Raw genomic sequence first — 20,573 nt, forward strand, 5'->3', positions numbered from 1 at the left:
AAAAGAGAAGTTATTTTAGAAATGATAATGCTCTATTTCCTTTATATAACAATAAAAAACGCTCTGATTTCTCAGAGCGTTTTTTTCATATGCTTATGAAAAAGCGGTTTATTTTCTTTTTTTCAGTGCAATTGTTGCAACACCGGCTAATGCTAATACAACCACACCTGCAATTGGTGCAAAGTCCCCTGTTTTAGCTGGATTCTTAGTTGTTGTGGTTGTTTGCCCTGTCTCTGTACCTGTGGTTTCGTCACCTACAGTTACAAGCCCTTCTATTGCTGCTTTTACTGATTTTGTCGCTGCATCCACTTCTTCTTGGTCTGCATTTTCATCCTCTATTACCGCATTCGCTTCCGCTACTGCTGCTTTTAATACGCTATAACTTTCCGCTGTGTATGCTGCTTCTTCTTTTGCACTTGCTATTGCTACTGCTGTTTCCAGGAGGCTCTTATCTGCTTTGTATCTTAATTGCAGCATTGCCGCTATTAAGTTATCAATTGCTTCATTAATTTGTTCCTGGCTTGCTTTTTCATTTGCAAATACTTGTTTTGCTGCTTCCCATTCTGGTGCAAATACTTCCCATGTTTCTGGAGTGTAGTTGCTTTCTTCATAGGTTTCACATTCATTGAGCAGTTTTTCTAATTGACTCTTATCTGCATCTGGCAGTTTTTCCAATGCACTGTATGCATTGTACAGGTCGTTATATGCTTTATCTATTACGCTCTGTACTGCATTATCGTCATCCAATACGTTCTTAGCTTGTTCTAGAGCTGCTACAAAATTGTCTTTTGCCGCTCCATCCACATATTCATCTAAATTCGTATCTTTTACTGCATTGTACAATTCCTGTAATGCTGTTTTGTCTCCACGTTGTAATCTTAACTGCAGCATTGCTGCTGTCAATTCATCTACTGCTTTGTCCACTTCTTCTTGGCTTGCATTTGCATTATCGTATACTGCTTTTGCACTTTCCCATACTGGTACAAATACTTTCCAAGTTTCTGCTATATAATCTTTTTCTTCATAGGTTTCGCAGATATCTAACAGTTTCTTCAACTGAGTTTTATCCCCCAGTTTTACCAACGCATCATATGCATTTTGCAAGTCTTGTGCTGCTTTATCTACTTCTCCCTGCAAAGCGTTTTCATCGTCCAATACTTTCTTAGCCTGTTCCAGAGCTGTTTTAAAGTTATCCTTTGCTGCCCCGTCTACATATTGATCTAAGTTTGTATCTTTCAATTCTTCATATAATTTTTGTAATGCAGATTTATCCGGCGTATACCATCCTAATTTATGGATTTCTTGCATCAGAGTATTAAACGCATCCAATACTTCCTGTCTGGTTGCATCTACATCTGCATAAACTTCTTTTGCTGTTTCCAATGCTGCATCAAAACTTTCTTTTACCATTGGAATTGCATTTTCATATTCATCAGTACCCTTTAGAGCTTCTGCTTTATCAATTGTTTTACCTAAGAGTTCTTTCAATGGATCACCTGGTTCTGGGTCTGGATCTGGGGTTTCCGTTACAACCAATGTTGGATGTGTTTCACCTTGTTCCCAAACTGTTTCGGTATTACCCTGGTTCAGCCATTCTACAACTTCACCATTGGTAAATTGTTCATCGGTTACAACTTTACTGTTTTCAACAATACCAGTTTCGGTAGAAGAAGTCAAACTAGCATTCGCATAACAGTTTCGGATAGTGCCTTTATTTGCTCCACTGTAGGAGTTATCACCAACAAATCCACCAGTACGTCCACCAGACGTTACAACATCTTTCACATAAGAATTTTGAATTGTTCCATTGTAGCTTTGTCCTACAAAACCAGCGGCTACACGTGAAGTTGCTGTTACATTTGCATTTACCACATAGCAGTTATCAATCAAACCGCCAGTAGTAACGGTACCAGCAAAACCACCAGAACGGCAATCAACGCTACCGCTATTAACAGTAACATTTTCAACACCTAAGTTACGTACTGTGCCGCTAATGGTACCGAATAAACCAAACGTCGCATATTCAGAAGAATCCGTAATATTTACATTGGAAATAACATGTCCATTTCCATTAAAGACACCTGCAAATCCATCTCCAGTAGTCATAGAACTTTCTGTACCAATTGGCATCCAATCAATACCGGACAGATCAAGGTCTGTTGTCAGTTCAACATATTTGCCTTCAAAGCTACTACCGGAATTAACAGTATTTGCAAATAAGGTAATGTCATCTATATCATTAATTTGATATGGATTGGATGCTGTGCCATCCTGTCCAATTGGAACCAATCCTGCAATTGCAGTTTCAATTGCATTAATTGCAACTTGAACTTCTGTTGCAGTAGCGTCTTTATTTGCTTGTACTTCTTCTGCTTTCGCTAAAGCATCCTGCAATGGTTTAAAGGAATCTGGTGTATAGAAAAATTCACCAAAAGTAGAACCTTTGCTGATCGCTTCTTCCAAGCCGGATTTATTTACTACAGAACTGGAGAAGTTATAAGAGCCGGATTCTAATTCAAAAATAGCTTCGCCATTTTCTGTACCCAAATATGTGATACCATCTACTGCTTCTTTTGTAATATCCTTACCACTTTCATAAATAGCTGTTGCTTTTTCAGCTGGCAGGTATAAAGTTGCTGATGTGTTAGCTGGTACAGTTGCTTGATAATGGAAAGCATTATCTTCTAAAGTCCAACTACTGTTAATTCTACCATAAACGGTATCAAAATAACCGTTTGCACTGGTGATGGTTCCGCCAAATGCTGGCTGTAAAATAAAGTGTTTGTAACTTGGTGCAGTTTCGTCTCTTTCAATCCCCAACATATAACGGTACATCCATTCTGCGATGGAACCGAAGGAATAGTGGTTGAAAGAGTTCATGCTAACATCACCAAAACCATTTTCTTTGGTGTAAGAGTTCCATCTTTCCCAAATGGTTGTAGCGCCCTGGTTTACAGAATATAACCAGGATGGATAGGTTTCTTGTTGTAAAAGAGTATACGCAACATCGTCATATCCCATTTCGGATAATACTGGGCATAGATAGCTTACGCCAACGAAACCAACGGTTAAATGGTTGTCATTTGCCCTGATATTGTCTACCAACTGTTTTGCGATAACGGCACGGTCTGCTTCATCTTCCACAATATCAAATTCTAACGCTACCAGGCAAGCTGTTTGCGTATTTTCTTTCAAGGTACCATCTTCGTTTTGATATTTGTTTTTCCAAGCTTCTTTTGCTTTTTGTGCCATATCACCATAGTATGTGCTGTCTTTTTCATTGTCTACCACAGCAGCCATTTTGGACATTAATTCAGAAGAATATACAAAGAATGCACTATTGGTTAAACCAGTGTCAGTACCCTGTACATTCAGCCAGTCTCCCAAACCTTCTGCTGGACGGAGATAGGTTCCGTTTGTTGTATTATACAGTAAATCTACCCATGCTTTCATACCATCATAGTTATCTTTGATGATCTGTGTATCGCCATATTGTTGGTACATCTGCCATGGAATAATCAACCCAGCGTCGCCCCAACCATTGTTATAGTAAGATTCATATACTTTTAATGCTGGTGCAACATTTGGGTACGCTCCATCAGAACGTTGAGATGTACGAACATCATACATATACTTGTTATAGAATTGGTCTGAATTTTTCAAATAAGTTGCAGTACGGGTAAAGATCTGAGCATCACCGGTCCAACCCATACGTTCATTTCTTTGTGGACAGTCAGTTGGAATAGAAATAAAGTTACTGCGTTGTCCCCAAAGAACGTTGCTATACAACTGGTTTACTAAAGCGTTAGAAGTTTCAATATCGCCTGTTACTTCCAAAGCATTGCTCAATACAATACCGGTTACCCATTCCGCTGGAAGAGCTTCCTCAATACCAGTGATTTCTACATAACGGAAACCGTGGAAAGTAAATCTTGGGGTATAAATTTCTCCGTTTTCATCCCCTTTAATGGTATAAGTATCAATCGCTTTAAAAGTACGTAAGTTCGCATCGTACAAGGAACCTTCTACGTCATCGCCTGTGCCAGAATCATCGTTTAGCATTTCACCATGACGTAATGTGATTTTTAACCCTTTATTTGCTTTCGTAAATTCACCTGGTAAGTTCAGTTGAATAACACCTGCAAAGTTCTGTCCAAGGTCATAAATAAAGGCGTTTTCTTTTGGTTCTGTTACTTCTTTAACCGTTAAAGTATCTACCTGTTGAACGGTTTCGCCAATTTGAGCATCCAATGGCCCAATGCCCAATTTATTTACATCATAAACGCCAGCTTTACTCCAAGTATCATCTTCTTGGAATCCTACGTTATCCCAGCCGTCAATTTCTTTGGTAGCATCATATTTTTCGCCATCTAGGAAGTTGTTGTCTACGATTGGACCATTTCCGTTAAAGCTCCAGGTGTCATCGGTAACTATTGTGGTTTTTTCAGTGCCATCAGCGTATTCTACAACTAACTTAGCCATCAATGCAGGTTCCGTTCCATAACGGTTTGGACCAACATGTGTAATGTTACCACAATACCAGCCTTTACCTAACATTGCGGCAAAGGTATTCTCGCCCTGGTTCATCATATCAGTAACATCAAATGTCTGATACATGGTGTGTTTGGTATAGTCTGTCCAGCCTGGATTGAAATAATCTTTACCAACTTTTTCGCCATTCAGATACAATTCATAGATACCGGCAGATGTAGCGTAAACCCTTGCAGATGCGATTTCTTTTCCTTCTGTTGTGCTAAAATCTTTCCGCAACATAGGAGCACTATTGCCTTCTACCGCATCTTTTTGCAGGACAATGGTTTCTCCTTTGGTTTCACTGCCAACTTTTAACATACCGTCTTCAATTGTTCCGCCTGTAAAATTAGGATTGGAAGCATCAGAGAAGTCATCTTCAAACAATACATTTCCTTCCCCATCTTTTACAACAAAATTATCATAACGCGCGATTTCAGTAGCATTATTATCAGTATTATGACGGAACGCAATTTTTCCAACTGGAATTGCAGATCCGTAATTATATGTCATTACAGATTCTTTGCTACCATTAAAATAGGTATTGACAACTCCGTTATCCACTGCAATCTGCATATGGACTTTCTGGCCAATAATACTTTCAGCGGTATATCCAATTTTATCGGAAATGTTTTCTTCTGGACCAGAACCATTCGAAGATGGTGGCAATACCGTCCATGCACCATTCTGTTTAATATGTGGCCGTAAATAAACAGCATTATCTGCTTTAAAATCATAGGTGTTTACTTGCCACATAAACAAGTTACTGGAATCTTTTGCGCCAAATGCGATGCCCGCATTATCGCTGTCAATGATAAAGTCAAAATCAACTGTGAACTTTGTAATTGCAGCGTTTGGATCTTCATTTGTTTTTCCAATCCACTGCGCATTGTCCCAACCAGAATCCAGCAAGCTGGTTTCAAAATAAGCTTCTTCGGTAGAAGTGATTGGTTGATCATTTTCATCCCATACCGTTACTTTCCAGAAATAACGGTGGGTTGCTTCCAATGTTTTACCTTCATATGGGATTGCTACGGAAATCGTAGAATCTATTTTTCGACTATCCCACATATCATAGTTGCCTGCATCTAAGTTTTCTTTGGAAGAGGCTACCATAATTTGATATGCTGTTTGTGATTGCCCACGCTGTGTCAAATTATCCATTTGCCAGCCAAAATGAATAGAGTCGGTGTCCAGACCGATTGGATTGGTAGTATACTCTACTTGAAGGTTGTTAATTTCAGTAGAAGGCGGTTCTGCCGCACTTACTGAAATAATTGACATCCCTTGAAGCATCATACAAATAGCAAGCACCAATGCCAAAGCAGCCTTACTAATTCGTTTCTTCATGTTTCAATTCCTCCTTTGGTTAATAGCGAATGAAAAATAAAACTGGATCCCCCTTTCTTAAAACTCGCCTCTCCATCACAAAATCTTTTCCAATTGATTTTGTTTTTTGGAATAATTGCCTATAACGAATACATATTTATTGTACTGCTTTCATCCCAAAAAATCAATATATTTTTCACAAAAAATACACGAAATTAATAAAACAAAATATCTATAATCGTTTAAAATATTCCGTAAAATACTGCTATAATATTTTATAACAAATAAAAATGCAGGTTGGACCACCAAACCTGCACCATTATTAACAAGATTCCCGAAAAATTAATTTGGATTGTAATACAACAGGGGGAATGTGCTCATTGTTTAACGCATGAAGTACCATATTCCAAGCCTGAACACCTAATTCCGCCTTATTCTGTTCGATTGTAGTCAATGTAGGAGAAATATAACTACACATGGAAAGATTTTCACACCCAACTATGCCAAAGTCATCTGGAATCTGATATCCAGCCTGTTGGATAGCATGCATCGCACCAACCGCAACTATATCGGACGACGTAATAAAAGCGTCAGGCAATTCCTTTTTTAAATGGCTAATCAACAAATTTTTACAGAATTGATAGGAGGTCTCAAACGTATTTTTTGTTGTAGTATCCAGCTCCAGCAAATATTTTTCTGGATGATGGTGCCCACAATGATACATCGCCTCCAAAAAACAATGATATCTATCTTTTAAGTCCTGAAACTGTAGCGATTCCGTTAAAAAGGCTATTTTTTGGTATCCCATGCAATGCAGTTGGCGAATAAGCTGCTCCATTACATCTTTGTGTTCAAAACGAATGGATGGAATTTGTAATAGCGGTTCTTCCCTTCCAATTAAGATTACTGGTATTTGCTCCTTTAGTTTTTTCAGCATTTCAACATCATCGAACCCATGGAATAACACAACCGCATCAACTTTTTGGTCCACCATCTGTTGTAATTCTTCTAATTCTTTTTTAGAATTGTTTTGATAATCCAATAACAATACTTTATAGCCTTCTGTTGCCGCACACCCAATAAAAATGGATAAGATGCCACTATAAAATGGATTGTTTAGTTCTGGCACCAAACATCCAATTATTTTGGAATGTTTTTTCCTCAACAGTTGGGCAATATAATTGGGCGTATACTGTAACTCTTCTACAGCATCCCATACCTTTTGAGAGGTCAACTCAGAAATAGCAGCTGTTCCATTCATAACATGAGAAACTGTCCCTATGGCAACCCCGGATAAATTAGCCACTTCCCGGATTGTAATTTTCTTTGGTTTTCCGTCTTCCATATAGACACCTTCTTCCTTAAATTCTATTTTACTTCCTTTCTTTTCTAATTTCACAATTAATATAAAATTTAATTGTTCTATTGTCAATACTACCAGTACTTCTTTATAAAAAGTATTATTTTTAAAAAATTCCATTTATCAATTATTCTAATCTATTTTTTTATAAAATTGGCATTATTTATAGGTCAATTTTAGACAAAAATTCCCATATATTATCCATCAACTTCCAAGGATATCTTTTTTATTACGGATAATAATACTATTGCAAACGCAAAACAAATGAAAAATTTCAAAATCAAATTACAAAAGGAGTTTAAACAATTATGGCTAGTAACAATAATAACAATAAGATTATGGTTCCAGAAGCAAAAGCTGCAATGGAAAAATTTAAAATGGAAGCTGCTTCTCAGGTAGGCGTTAACTTAAAACAGGGTTATAACGGTGACTTAACCTCTAGAGAAGCTGGTTCTATCGGCGGACAAATGGTTAAAAAAATGATCGAAGCTTACGAAAACTCTATGAAATAACTTTCAACCTCCTTCTAGGGCGGTTCCAAATTGGAACCGCCCTTTTTGTACCGAAAAAGATAACTAAGATAGCTCCATCCTATCCTGTGGGCCATAAATCCCTAATACAATTGCGGCATAACACAAAACTCCATACTGCTCTACTTGGCTGGAATGGTAAACAGGTATTTCCATTGGCTCAATTTCATTCCCTAACAAATTTAACTCGCGCTGTAATGATACCACAGATTTTTCAACACCAACGCTGGAAAAAGTGAAAAAATCTTTTTGGGACATTCCACAGGTAATAGTAGGAATTTGAAAACAGGATACCGCCTTTAACTGACGTGTATTTTCTGAATGTATCAAAACAGAAGTTTCTAGCTGTTCCAATTTGGATAAATCCCCATGATTTGCCACTACCAAAAGACTGTTTTGAGAAACTACTGAACGCAATTGTTCGGTATGGTATATACAAAACGCTGGATTATTTCCGATTTGCTGTAACATTCCATTTCCATAATAATAAAAGGAAAACCTTTGTTTTAATTGATGGAACAACCATTGAAAAAAATCGTGATCTTGTTTTCCTGTAAGTAGAACAACCTGGTTCATCTGCATTCCCCTTTTATATCTTTAAAATCAACATATAGTATACTCATAATTTCCATAAATATACAAAATTTCCAAATGCAATCGAAACAATAGGGTGTTACTAAAAATAAACGTCCAAATATAGCCATTTCATAGCGTTGGCATTTTAAAGAACAGACTATAAAAAACTGATGCTATCATCGAAAAATAGCATCAGCTTTCCTTTTTTCTGTTCAATTTATTGGTATCCATCTGGTTTTTTTCGATTGGATACCCCTGTGTTTAATTGTTGTATCAATTCCATGTCCTGTTGGTCCAAGGCAAAATCGAAAATAGAGAGGTTTTCAGCCATCCTCTGTCTGTGTACTGTTTTAGGGATAGTAATAACCCCATTTTGATAATGCCAACGTAAAATAATTTGCGCTGGCGTTTTGTGATATTTTTCCGCCAACCGTATCATAACAGGGTCGTTGATATCAGTTCCTTTTCCCAATGGTCCCCAAGCTTCCAATGCGATATTTTCCTTTTGGCAGAAGGTAATCGTTTCGGTTGGAATAAAATAGGGATGAATCTCTATCTGGTTCACCATAGGCATAACTTCCGCAACAGATAATAGTTTTTCCAGATGCTTTGGTTCAAAATTGCTAACTCCGATCGCCTTTAATTTTCCCATATGATAATATTCCTCTAACCTTTTCCAGCAATCAATATAATTTCCCATAGGCCAATGAATCAGGTACAAGTCCAAATAATCCACGCCTAACCGTTCCATACTATCCTGTAAAGCGGAATCTAAACGAACTAATTGAATATCGTCCACCCACAATTTAGTAGTAATAAAAATTTGATTTCTTGGAATGCCACTGGATTGGATTGCCATGCCCACTTGCCGCTCGTTTTGATAAAAACTAGCGGTATCAATATGTCGATATCCTTCTTGTAATGCCCAAGAGACGGCCTGTTCTGTTTGTTCCCCTGATTGCCACACACCCAAGCCTATCTTGGGAATGGAGATGCCATTGGATAATTTAAATTGTTCCATATTATTCTCCTTAAATTGTTTCCGCTACTGCTTTTATCAATTGGTTTTCTTCATCAAATGTATAAGTATACCGTATATTGTTTTTGGTAAGAATCAAACTGTCCCCTTCTAATGTAGCATAATCCCGTGTTGCGTTCATGACGGTCTGTTTATTATTATTTCCATCTAAGCCATTAAACAGGAACATATCTTTGTTCTCTAATTTGGTAAAGTCTACCTCAATACGGCTAATTAATTTATCCGCATTTGTTTTTACGGTAAGCCCATAAGAATAGGTGTAACTATGGCCTCCATCTTCATCTTCCATTTCAATGCCCTGCGCTCCGATAAACGCTTCAATTGCCGCATTGTAGCGTCCAAGCCAATCAGTCACTTCAACTTTTTCTACTGTGGTTTCATCGGTAGGCTGCTGTAAATCCTGTCCGTTGGTCTCATCCGTATAAACGGAGGCCACTGCTGGCACTCCATTTTCCATTTCATATTCCACTGCTACCTTATCAGCAGGATAATAGTATACTTCAGTGGTGTTTTCATTTCCCAAAAAAGGATTTCCATTAATATTGACAAGATCACGATAATTGTGTGTTCCATTAATATGGTAAAGCCGAATCACAGAAGGGTCATTTAAAGCATAAAAATAAATTGTAATCCGCTGAATTATATCAGATTGGTCCACCTCGGCAATAAATAGGCCAAAATCATATTCTGTTACCTGGCCTGTTTCCGCATCCAGTTTTTCACTCATTTTTAATGGCTGTCCTATTTTATCAGTCAGGTTTGAGATAGGTTTACCATAGTAATCATATACATCCAGCTGCATTTCCGCAACATCGTTTGTGTTGACAGTGGCAGAGGATTTTTGCCCAGTGATTTCATACCACATGGATTTCAACCAAGTATTTCCTTCTGCATCTGCCATAAATAAATTGACCGCTACCAATAAAATAGCCGCAACAAAAATTAAGAAAAAAGGCCATAGTGGAATCCGTTTTTTCTTTTTTGGTTTTTCTTCTTTCCAATTGTTCTCTTGTGTTTGTTGTTCCAAAAAAACATCCTCTTTTTCCAATTGTTTAGGGTCCGTTTTTATCATTTCTGTTTTATCTTCCCGTTCCGCCAAAACATAGCCACAGCTTGTGCACAATATCGCATCCTCGGAAAGCTGTTTCCCGCATTTTGGACAAATTTTAGATTCCATGGTTGTGTTCTCCTTATAATCAATTTTATATTTGAGAAAGTTCCTTCCCAATTATAATAAAAAACAAGGTTTTGGACAAGGTTTCTGGAAAAAAACTATTTTTTCCTCAAAATATACTTAGGTTCTTTATTACTATTCCACAAAGTTATGCGATAAGGGATAAGCTTTTTAAAAGAAACAGCCATCCTGTAATCGTAATCGCGGATAATAGTGTAGTAACAACGATAATACTCGCTGACAAAACATCATCATTCCCCATATTTTTTGCCATAATATAAGAACTTGCTGTAGAAGGTGCCCCCAACATAATCAAAAACGCAATTAATTCCTGGTTCCGAAAACCAAGCCAAACCGCTATGGACAAAAAGACCAGTGGCTGGACAACTAATTTAATAAGGCTTGCCACCAAAGTAGGGCGTATCTTCGCCAATGCTTTTTTTCCTTCAAACGCAGCACCAATTGCGATTAGCGCCAAAGGTGTTGCCATATCCGAAAAACTGGATAACGTTTTATTCACCATATCCGGCAGTTGGAATGGTAACAACGCAACAATAACCCCTAACAAAATCCCAATAATCAAAGGGTTCTTACAGATATTCACCAATGCGGTTTTGATCTGACCCTGTTTTGGCTTGTCCTCATTCGATTCTATGGTTAGCACAATCACAGAATAAATATTATACAATGGCACGCATCCAATAATCATTAAAGGAGCCAGTCCAGCATCGCCGTAAATATTGGTCATAAAAGCGACCCCCAATACAGCGGCACTCCCACGGAAAGACCCTTGCACAAAACTTCCTACCATTTCTGAGGATAAAAACCTTTTTGCGAAAATCCAAGTAACAAAAAAACAAATTGTGGTTGCTACCATACAAAACAATACAAATTGCCAATGGAATACTTCCCGTAAATTCATGGAGGAAATATCCATAAACAGTAAAATAGGCAAGGTTACCTTAAAATTAAATTTATTTGCTACCGTAACAAACTGTTCTGTTAACATTCCTTTTTGACGGAAAAACCATCCCGCTACGATAACAATAAAAACAGGTATAGATGCGTTTAAACTATAAAGTAAATTATCCAAAAGACTTCCCTCTCTCAGCCGCAAAAAAACCGCTTTCCCTCCATAGGGCAAGCGGTTTTACCAGCTTCCTCATTTATTTGCCTCCGCTTCCATTGGAGCCCACCATAGTTGACATTTACTACCCACTTCAGGCGCTAAACTGCGCACGACTGTCATTGTCCCCGGAGCGTGTACAAATGACATAGAACGCATAAAATCTTGCTCTACACCACCAATTTCTAGATAAACATAACTTACATTCTCATTGTGGCAGATTTCAATCATTTCCTCGACTAGTGGCCGCGCTTTTGGTAGATATTCTTCCAAATGGGCTTCCATCTCATGATTTTGTAATCCATCTTTTCTCATTAAGGTTTTTGCCACCTCATGAGCACAGATATAGCGGACCCTTGCCGGCATAAAACAATGCTTAAACACAAACATCGGTAAATGGTAAGAATGAAATTTATTGTTACACAAATAATGTACTGCAATATTGCGTTCTTCCATCTGCTCAAAGATGGTTCCAGCCGTTTTTTGCAGGTATTCTACTACTTTTTCATTGTATTCTGGCATATGGTTCACAGATATATAGATTTCATCTAAAATGTAAAATGCGAGACGTGCCAACTGAAAATCATCAATTAATTTAGTATAATCCCGAAGTAGCTGGCTAATTTCACGATAAGTAGCCTCTTTTTGCTGTTCTGAATAATTTCCGATTATCTGAGAGAAATGATAAATACTATTTTCTTTTGTATTGTCCCAATAATCTGTAATTTTTTTAAAAGTCCACAATTCAAAACCCATTTTTTTCTCCTTCTAATTTATTTCAAATTTATGATACAACTCATATTTGTCTATCTTATGTTAACTGGTGTATATTATATCATAAATCAGATATTTTGTACAATCATTTTATTTTTATCCACCATTTCTTTAGATTCCTGGAACAAAAATACGCGATATATTTGCCACTACAAAGCAACAAGCCATCCCAATTAAAGTAGGGGTAAGAAAAGAAATGATAGTCCATTTCCAACTTTTACTTTCTTTTTTAATGGTAAAACAGGTGGTGGAACAAGGCCAGTGCATCAAACAGAATAACATGGTACAGATAGCGGTTAACCAGGTCCAACCATGGTCAACCAATAAAGTTTTTAGCTCCAACAGGCTTTCAAACTCCATGATGCTGTTGCTGCACATATATGCCATAATAATAATGGGAACCACAATCTCGTTAGCTGGCCATCCAAGAATAAACGCCAACAGAATGGTGCCATCCATACCAAGCAGGTGTCCAAATGGGTCTAAAAAATTAGAACAATGTGCTAATAGAGTAGCATCTCCAACCGTAACATTTGCCATAATCCATAGGATAGCTCCTGCTGGAGCAGCTACTGCTACCGCCCTTCCTAACACGAAAATAGTACGGTCTAATAAAGACCTAACAATTACTTTACCAATCTGAGGACGACGGTAAGGAGGCAATTCTAGGGTAAAAGAAGATGGAATCCCTTTTAAAATTGTTTTAGATAACAAACGGGATACCCAAAATGTCATGGCAATGCCTAAAACAATCATTCCAGTTAACAGTAATGTGGCGGTAAATGATTGAAACTGGGAGCCAACAAAAAACATAGTGATTATCGAAATTAAAATAGGGAACCGTCCATTGCACGGAACAAAAGAATTGGTAATCATAGCAATCAGCCGTTCTCTTGGGGAATCAATAATACGACATCCCACAATCCCCGCTGCGTTACACCCAAATCCCATACACATTGTTAAGGCCTGCTTGCCACAGGTACATGCTTTTTTGAAGAAATGGTCTAAATTAAAGGCGACACGTGGCAGATATCCTAAATCTTCTAACAAAGTAAATAACGGGAAAAAAATCGCCATTGGTGGGAGCATAACCGAAACAACCCATGCCAGTACACGGTAAACACCTAAAACTAAAATACCATGTAGCCAATCTGGAGCACCAATCCACATAAAAAAATCAGTTAGCCGGTCTTGTATCCAGAACAATCCTGTGGAAAGTAACTGCGATGGATAATTTGCTCCTGTAATAGTAATCCAGAAAATCCCCAATAGCAGTAAAATCATAAGGGGAATTCCCGTCCAACGGTTGGTTAAAATGCGGTCTATTTTTCGGTCTCTTCTGGTTTTTACTGTTTGTTGTGAGTGAACTACACCGGACGAAACCAATCCCGCTGCGGTTACCAAACAGGATACCATGTCATCCCTCAGCTTTTCAGAGCCTATGTGTTCCAATTTCAGTTGTTCCCATACTTCCCGTAATGGCAGTTCTAATTCTTTCTGTAAATCGATCTGTAAATATTCTGACGCTGTTTGAATCAATATTTCATCTTGTTCCAACAGTTTTAAAGATAACCATCTGGCATTGATTTTTCCCTGTGTAAGGGGAGAAACCACAGGTTCCAGTTTTGCTACTGCCTGTTCGATCGGGGTTGTATAAACCACTTTCATTGGTTTTGGCTGGTTCATTACACAGGTTTCTATAGTTTGTGTCAGTTGTTCCAGTCCTTTCCCTTTCCTTGCGCTGGTACCAACAACGGGGACGCCAAGACGGTTTGACAGTTCTTTTAAATCCAGTTGAATCCCCTTTTTCTCTGCTTCATCCAGCAAATTAACACATACTACTACATTTGGTGTGATTTCGATTGTTTGCAAAACCAAATTTAAGTTTCTTTCTAAGCAAGTCGCGTCACATACTACTACAGTGGCATCCGCATCGCCAAAACAGATAAAGTCCCTAGCAACTTCTTCCTCCGCAGAATGCGCTAACAAAGAATAAGTACCCGGCAGGTCAACTAAAATATAGTTCCTGCCTTCCCGTTGATAATTTCCTTGGGCATTGGTGACAGTTTTCCCTGGCCAGTTGCCAGTGTGTTGATTTAACCCTGTAAGGGCATTAAACACTGTACTTTTCCCTACATTTGGATTACCAGCTAACCCAATCACTCTATCTTGGACAGAACCTCGCTGGATATGCAGACCCGTATCAATGGCTCCTGAGCCAGTTGAATTTGCCGTCAACCCCATAATCCCACCTCTTTCTTTAGCTTTTAATCATAACATGGTCGGAATCTTCAGTTCGCAACGCAATCGCTGCCCCACAAATCAAATACGCCACCGGATCGCCAAATGGGCTCTTTTGCAAACATTCTACCTTAGCCCCTTCAATCAAACCAATATCCTGTAGTCGTCTTCTCATCGAACCTTTTGCCAATAATCCAGAAATGGTAGCTGTTTGCCCCTCTTTTAATTGATTTAATGTTGTAACAGACATGATCTGTGCCTCCCTATCATATGCTGGTATCAACAGTAGTACAATGCCAGCAAAATCTATTTCAAATGTATTATTCTGTACCCAAAGGAAACTTTGTTTCCTACCACTATCATATTCTATAAATTTTATTTAGTGACAACCAAAGGAGAACAAAATGCCCAGTGATTTTTATACCCTCGCAGGATATCAGCGTCAGGAACCAGAAGGGCTGACCGCCTCTATGGAAGATTATTTAGAAATGATCTGCCGGTGTTCCGAAAAAAACCAACCAATAAGGATTCATACATTAGCGGAAAAATTAAATGTACGTCCCTCTTCTGCCTCTAAGATGGCTGGCCACCTCAAACTAGCTGGAATGGTTGAGTTTGAACCATATGGAATTGTACAATTGACGGAACAGGGCAGGAAAAAAGGCGCTGAACTACTTCAACGCCATCAATTACTTTATGAATTTTTTTGTTTGTTAAATAAAAATCAGGACCAATTGGAACAGGTAGAAAAAATCGAACATTTTATTCATCCAGATACCTTAAACAACTTAAAACTGTTAGTAAAAAAAATGGAACAAGACCCTGATTATCATCGATAATCCTCAACATATTCCAATTTGTACAAATTCCTCTATTCTATTTTTTCCATTCACCTTGAACCGAATTAAAAATATTATGTATGAGTGCTTACATCATTTAGCCCTATTTTTAAAAACTCACCTTATTTTTATTGTTTTATATTTTTGAAAACGCCACAGTATAGCATACTTTTCCATCCTATCAAATTCTTTTTTCAAATTATTATCCATCTCTGATTGTACGAAATGGATGTGGAGTAAAAATACCAATTGACTTGATATGAAAAAGATTGGTGTTTTATGATAGATACAGTATACTTTTTATAAAAAAAGAAGCCTCCTAATTCGAAGGCTTCCATAAGAAATTTGCGATTGTTGAGCTAATTCATGCTCTATTAGGAAATGATGAAAAAGTATCCATCCGTTTTCAATCAACTCTTCCACCAATCTGTTTCAATTAAAAGAAGTATGTAATAATCTGCCACAAAGAATACACTAAAAAGAGGATCATTCCTGGTGTGGCAATGGTGGCTGCAACACATTCTCCATTGGATAAATTACTCATATTATTATTTTTGAGGCTAATCCGTTTTGCGTTAAGGATTAAAATTAAAATAGCGCCACCAAAAATCAATAGGTTAAGGGAAACATTGATAGCAGTAGACCATGTATCTGGTAGATAATCAATAGCCAATACCTGTACTGTGGAAATCAAATTATTAATGAGATGGATCACCATTCCTGGAATTAAAGAATTGGATTTTACTGCAATATATCCCATAATACAAGCTCCAATTGCAGTTGGTACAAACTGCGATAAATTTCCATGGTATAATCCAAAACAAATAGAAGATACTGCTATCGCAAAGATATTACCATACCGTTGTAAAGCGCGCAGCACAAAGCCTCGGAACAAAATCTCTTCAAATATTGGAGCCACGACTAATAAAGAAAGTAAATACAGGGTAACCGTAATAGGATTTAATTCCCTTAAACTAAAATCTGGAGAAGAAATACTCCCTCCCACATCTCCCATCAGCCCTAAACAGAGTGAAGTAAGGATAGTCAGCGCCATGCTTGCCGCCATACTTATACCTAATTGTACAATAGAACCCTGCGCAATATACCGCAGGCCATGTTCCGGCTTATGGAAAAAGCTTTTTATTTTAATGTTCAGCATCTTTCGTAAGGACAAAATAGCAACGCCACATCCAAACACAGATACGAACAATTGCATTGCCCATTGTAATTCTGTTGAACTCTGGTAGATATATAAGATTGCCCGAAATAATCCCATTTGATCAATTAATTGGGTTTGCCCTGTAACGAGTAATGTAATAAGTGGAGCCAAAAATAAAAACAAATAAGAAAATAAAGCATACCCTGCTACACAAATTAAGCAACCTAATCCGACACGGTTTGCCACTTTTTTCAAAAACACCTTTTGAGGATTACTAGGTTTTGGCGGAGCTGGTATGGGCTGCCCATAATATGGTGGTGGCACCTGCTGTCCTGGATAAGGATACCCCTGTTGTGGTGCTTGATACTGGTTTCCATAAGGAGGATACCCTGAAAAAACTTGTTGGTTTTGATTAGGAGGGGTTCCTTGCGGAATTTTATTCTGCTGATTTATTGGGATAGTTGTTTGTTGATTTGATAATTGTTGGTCATCCGAGGGATGATGGCCCATTGGAGTTTGTGGATTAAAGTCCAAATCATTCACCTCATTTATATAAATTCTTACTAAAGAGCATAGTACGAATGATAAAAAATTACAAGATATATTTCGTAAACAATTATACTAATTTTGTAAGAATATCAATCGCCCTATCCATTTGTTCATGGTTTGGTTGTTTTGCTTGTAATAATGGAACATACTGTTCCGCTACCTGCTTGGCGTTAACATCCCCAGTTTCCTGAACCTTTCGCAACAGCCGACTCAACTGTTCCATTTTTTGAAAATAATTATGTTCCCTGGTAATTTCATGAATCAATGCTTCCAAGCTCCAAAACTGGTTATTTGGAGTCAACATTACTTTACGATATTCCTGGCCAACTTCTTTTTTCTTTAAAGTCTGTAAAATAGGATGCATTTCTTTCATTTGCATCCCGCAAAAAATCATCAAAGGGGTGTCCAGTACTTCTCCTTCATAGGAACCTTCTGCTGGCTGAAACCCTGGAATTCCCGCTAAATATCCAACAGACTGGTTTAAGTCATTTGCAGAAACCAACTGGTACTTTATACTAAGGTTTTCTAATTCCTGAATCATTGCATCTGCTTGAGAGGAATCTATTTGATAGAGTAATACGAACATATTTTGTTTGATTAATTTTGATTTCATAATATAGTCACAACCTTTCTTTTACAGTATATCAAATCTGCACGATAAAATCCAATCAATTTCTATACAAAATTTACTGCAATACTATGTTGATAGTACACAAATCAATTCTATAGGAACAGGATTTAAAATAACTAATTCTATAATTTTTTAATTTATTAAACTATATGATACAGACAAAAAAACCTGTTGGAACATCTCCAACAGGCTATTGCTATTTTTAAAGATTATCTTTAAAAAACGTTTCCAATTCTTTAGCCGCTTTTTCTTCGTCCGTACCTTTCACTTCAATTGTGACGGTATCCCCATGTTTAGCCGCAACCCCCATTAAGGAAAAGATGCGTTTTACATCCCCACATTTTCCATCAACAGAAATCGTGACATCCGATTGGTATTGGACTGCCTGTTTTGCCAACAAGCCAGCTGGACGCGCGTGGATTCCTACAGGGTCCTGAATTTTATAACGAAATTGCTGCATAAAAACAACTCTCCTTTCATTCATTTTAAAATTAGTATTTTCGGAAAATAAAAAATCATGCGTTTTGTTTCAATTTAAATCCGATTCCAGCATATAATGAAGGGGGAAAATTATTTTTCCATTTTTTGAAATGATAAGGAGGATGATCCATGCAATTAAACGGAATTGATGTTTCCAAATGGCAAGGAACAATTGATTTCAATCAGGTGAAATCCGCTGGAATCCAATTTGCGATTATCCGCGCTGGGTATGGGAAGGAGCTCAACCAAAAAGATCCCAAATTTGAGGAAAACTATTCCAATGCAAAAATTGCTGGAATTCCTGTTGGAAGTTATCTTTACAGTTATGCGACTTCTGTAGCCGATGCGGAAAAAGAAGCCGACGTATTTTTAGAATGGATCCAAAACAAACAATTTGAATACCCTGTTTATTTTGATATTGAAGATGAAAGCCAGGCATCTTTAAGCAGAGAATTATTAACGGATATTACCGTGGCATTTTGCGAAAAAGTGGAACGAGCCGGATATTATGTAGGGATATACTCCAATAAGAACTGGTTAGTAAACAAACTGGATTATAATCGTATCAAACGGTTCACTATCTGGCTGGCACAGTATGCTTCTTCCCCAAGTTATCCAGAACCATTTGATATATGGCAGTATACCAGCCAAGGTTCTGTCCCTGGAATTACTGGCGATGTGGATATGAATGAATGTTATAAAGATTTTCCTTCGATTATTCGGGAATTAAAATTAAATGGATTTTATACGGAAACCCTGCCACAAACCAAATATAAAATTGGGGATTTTGTCACTTATTCCAGTTGTTATCGCGCTTCTACGGATCCAATTTCGGAAGCCATCTATGTCAATGGCAGTGGTACAATTACCCGTATTATTCCGACTGCCCGTAACCCTTATTTAATTGACAACGGTAAGTGCTGGGTAAACGATGGAGACATTCGCAGTGTTAATCAAAACAATACTAACCAAACTATTTATACCGTAAAATCAGGAGATACTTTAAGTGGGATTGCGGCACAATTTGGAACCACCTATCAACATCTGGCACAAATTAATGGAATCTCTAATCCAAATTTAATTTATCCAGGGCAACAATTGAAAGTTTAATGAAAAAGGACTCTGAAAAATTCAGAGTCCTCTTTCATTACGATTACTTAGTAGAAAAATCACCCATTTCAATTTTCATTTTGTCCTTGCATTCCTTTCCGATATTGGGAAGGCGCAATGCCAAACCGTTTTTTAAATACTTTATTGAAATAATGGCTGTCGCTAAAACCTACCAATTCCGATAATTCTGACATACTCAAATTTGTGTTTTGTAGTAACTCACAAGCATGATCCAATCGAAATTTACACACCAAATCAGAAAAACTCTGACCAGTATGTTTTTTTAATAATTTAGATATATAACTGGAAGAATAAGAAAACTGCTGTTCTAATTCATTTAATGTAATATCTTTACAATGTTCATTGATATAAGCGATCATATCTGGAAGTACCGCTGTTTTTGAACGGATGTGCTCCTCAATATGGTGGTCAAAAGCATATTGGCGGGTGAGCAGCCCAAATAACATGGATAATCCTGATTCCATAATTTTAATATAAAACGGTTGTTTATTGATATACTCATAAATAATTCCAGTTACTGTTTCATCAATCGAAGGATTATGGTGGGTTGGAAAATAAATATAATCTCTTGTCTGATTCATCTGATATAAATAATTGAAAAAGAATTCGCTTAAAAATTTATTGTCCGAAAGCAGTGACATCATCGAGGTCTCAAACAGCTTTTTGCTTAACATTACATTAAAGACACAATCAGTAGGTTCCATGATATACGGTGCATGTAGTACATTAGGATTTAATAATAGAATATCCCCTTGGTGAAGTTCTATTTCATGATCTTGAAAACGGTTGATACAGGTTCCATGGTAGACATAAATTAACTCAAAATAGGTATGATTATGGAAATAAGGAAGTTGTTTTGGAGGAACTTCATCCTGACTATGTATCAACACAGAAATCGTTTCCCCTTCTTTTAACATTCCTTCAATGGGAACTACATAAAATCCAGACTGACTTACCTGATTATGAATCCACGTTTTCAATGAGTTTTTACTATTATATTGTTGGGTACGTTGTATTTCTTTTTGAATGTACATATCAAGATTCACAAAAAATCACCACACTTATTTTATATTTTACCAAAAAGAACGTTTTTTTACCAGTTATT

The 20,573-nt window shown here is 37.3% G+C and carries 16 protein-coding genes; 3 read left to right on the forward strand and 13 right to left on the reverse strand.

The window, feature by feature from the left end:
* Positions 1 to 108: 108 nt before the first annotated feature.
* Together BQ2683_RS13015 and BQ2683_RS02910 are read right to left on the reverse strand one after the other, a co-directional pair.
* Positions 109 to 5,880, reverse strand: a complete 5,772-nt coding sequence (locus BQ2683_RS13015) for a family 78 glycoside hydrolase catalytic domain (RefSeq protein WP_069987266.1) — start codon at positions 5,878 to 5,880, stop codon at positions 109 to 111.
* Between the two features lie 301 nt (positions 5,881 to 6,181).
* Positions 6,182 to 7,339 carry a LacI family DNA-binding transcriptional regulator gene (locus tag BQ2683_RS02910; protein ID WP_069987267.1) on the reverse strand — a complete coding sequence of 386 codons (1,158 nt, stop codon included), beginning with the start codon at positions 7,337 to 7,339 and terminating at the stop codon, positions 6,182 to 6,184.
* Positions 7,340 to 7,527: 188 nt separating this feature from the next.
* Here BQ2683_RS02910 and BQ2683_RS02915 point away from each other — a divergent pair, with 188 nt between their 5' ends.
* Positions 7,528 to 7,731 carry an alpha/beta-type small acid-soluble spore protein gene (locus BQ2683_RS02915; RefSeq protein ID WP_069987268.1) on the forward strand — a complete coding sequence of 68 codons (204 nt, stop codon included), beginning with the start codon at positions 7,528 to 7,530 and terminating at the stop codon, positions 7,729 to 7,731.
* Between the two features lie 63 nt (positions 7,732 to 7,794).
* Here BQ2683_RS02915 and BQ2683_RS02920 read toward each other — a convergent pair whose 3' ends face one another.
* The 7 genes from BQ2683_RS02920 to BQ2683_RS02950 all read right to left on the reverse strand — a co-directional run bounded on the left by BQ2683_RS02920 (position 7,795) and on the right by BQ2683_RS02950 (position 14,929).
* Positions 7,795 to 8,325 (reverse strand): hypothetical protein, encoded by a 531-nt coding sequence (locus BQ2683_RS02920; RefSeq protein ID WP_069987269.1) that lies wholly within the window; start codon positions 8,323 to 8,325, stop codon positions 7,795 to 7,797.
* Between the two features lie 217 nt (positions 8,326 to 8,542).
* Entirely contained in the window at positions 8,543 to 9,346 is an 804-nt protein-coding gene (locus BQ2683_RS02925; RefSeq protein ID WP_069987270.1) for an aldo/keto reductase, read from the reverse strand.
* Between the two features lie 10 nt (positions 9,347 to 9,356).
* Complete coding sequence (locus tag BQ2683_RS02930) at positions 9,357 to 10,541, reverse strand: zinc ribbon domain-containing protein (RefSeq protein WP_069987271.1); 1,185 nt, start codon at positions 10,539 to 10,541, stop codon at positions 9,357 to 9,359.
* Positions 10,542 to 10,686: 145 nt separating this feature from the next.
* A complete protein-coding gene (locus BQ2683_RS02935) occupies positions 10,687 to 11,631 on the reverse strand; it encodes an AEC family transporter (RefSeq protein WP_069987272.1) in 945 nt (314 codons plus the stop codon).
* Between the two features lie 69 nt (positions 11,632 to 11,700).
* Complete coding sequence (locus BQ2683_RS02940; protein ID WP_069987273.1) at positions 11,701 to 12,420, reverse strand: hypothetical protein; 720 nt, start codon at positions 12,418 to 12,420, stop codon at positions 11,701 to 11,703.
* A gap of 129 nt (positions 12,421 to 12,549) precedes the next feature.
* The gene (feoB, locus tag BQ2683_RS02945; protein WP_069987274.1) at positions 12,550 to 14,682 is read right to left on the reverse strand and encodes a ferrous iron transport protein B; all 2,133 of its coding nucleotides are present in this window, start codon (positions 14,680 to 14,682) and stop codon (positions 12,550 to 12,552) included.
* Between the two features lie 16 nt (positions 14,683 to 14,698).
* Complete coding sequence (locus BQ2683_RS02950; RefSeq protein WP_069987275.1) at positions 14,699 to 14,929, reverse strand: FeoA family protein; 231 nt, start codon at positions 14,927 to 14,929, stop codon at positions 14,699 to 14,701.
* A 154-nt stretch (positions 14,930 to 15,083) separates the two neighbouring features.
* Between BQ2683_RS02950 and BQ2683_RS02955 the strand changes: the two genes are divergently transcribed.
* On the forward strand, positions 15,084 to 15,518 hold the full coding sequence (locus BQ2683_RS02955) for a metal-dependent transcriptional regulator (protein WP_069987276.1): 435 nt from the start codon (positions 15,084 to 15,086) through the stop codon (positions 15,516 to 15,518).
* 436 nt (positions 15,519 to 15,954) lie between these two features.
* Here the strand turns inward: BQ2683_RS02955 and BQ2683_RS02960 are convergent, their stop codons facing one another.
* The 3 genes from BQ2683_RS02960 to BQ2683_RS02970 all read right to left on the reverse strand — a co-directional run bounded on the left by BQ2683_RS02960 (position 15,955) and on the right by BQ2683_RS02970 (position 18,317).
* Positions 15,955 to 17,211: a CPBP family intramembrane glutamic endopeptidase gene (locus BQ2683_RS02960; protein WP_069987277.1), complete on the reverse strand. Its 1,257-nt coding sequence runs from the start codon at positions 17,209 to 17,211 to the stop codon at positions 15,955 to 15,957.
* 82 nt (positions 17,212 to 17,293) lie between these two features.
* Positions 17,294 to 17,839, reverse strand: a complete 546-nt coding sequence (locus BQ2683_RS02965; protein ID WP_069987278.1) for a DUF3783 domain-containing protein — start codon at positions 17,837 to 17,839, stop codon at positions 17,294 to 17,296.
* Positions 17,840 to 18,059: 220 nt separating this feature from the next.
* Positions 18,060 to 18,317 carry an HPr family phosphocarrier protein gene (locus BQ2683_RS02970; RefSeq protein WP_069987279.1) on the reverse strand — a complete coding sequence of 86 codons (258 nt, stop codon included), beginning with the start codon at positions 18,315 to 18,317 and terminating at the stop codon, positions 18,060 to 18,062.
* 149 nt (positions 18,318 to 18,466) lie between these two features.
* Between BQ2683_RS02970 and BQ2683_RS02975 the strand changes: the two genes are divergently transcribed.
* Positions 18,467 to 19,447 (forward strand): GH25 family lysozyme, encoded by a 981-nt coding sequence (locus tag BQ2683_RS02975; RefSeq protein ID WP_069987280.1) that lies wholly within the window; start codon positions 18,467 to 18,469, stop codon positions 19,445 to 19,447.
* A 68-nt stretch (positions 19,448 to 19,515) separates the two neighbouring features.
* Here the strand turns inward: BQ2683_RS02975 and BQ2683_RS02980 are convergent, their stop codons facing one another.
* On the reverse strand, positions 19,516 to 20,514 hold the full coding sequence (locus tag BQ2683_RS02980) for an AraC family transcriptional regulator (RefSeq protein ID WP_069987281.1): 999 nt from the start codon (positions 20,512 to 20,514) through the stop codon (positions 19,516 to 19,518).
* Between the last annotated feature and the right edge of the window lie 59 nt (positions 20,515 to 20,573).

The sequence above is a fragment of the Massilioclostridium coli genome (assembly GCF_900095865.1).
Lineage (GTDB): Bacteria > Bacillota > Clostridia > Oscillospirales > Ruminococcaceae > Massilioclostridium > Massilioclostridium facile.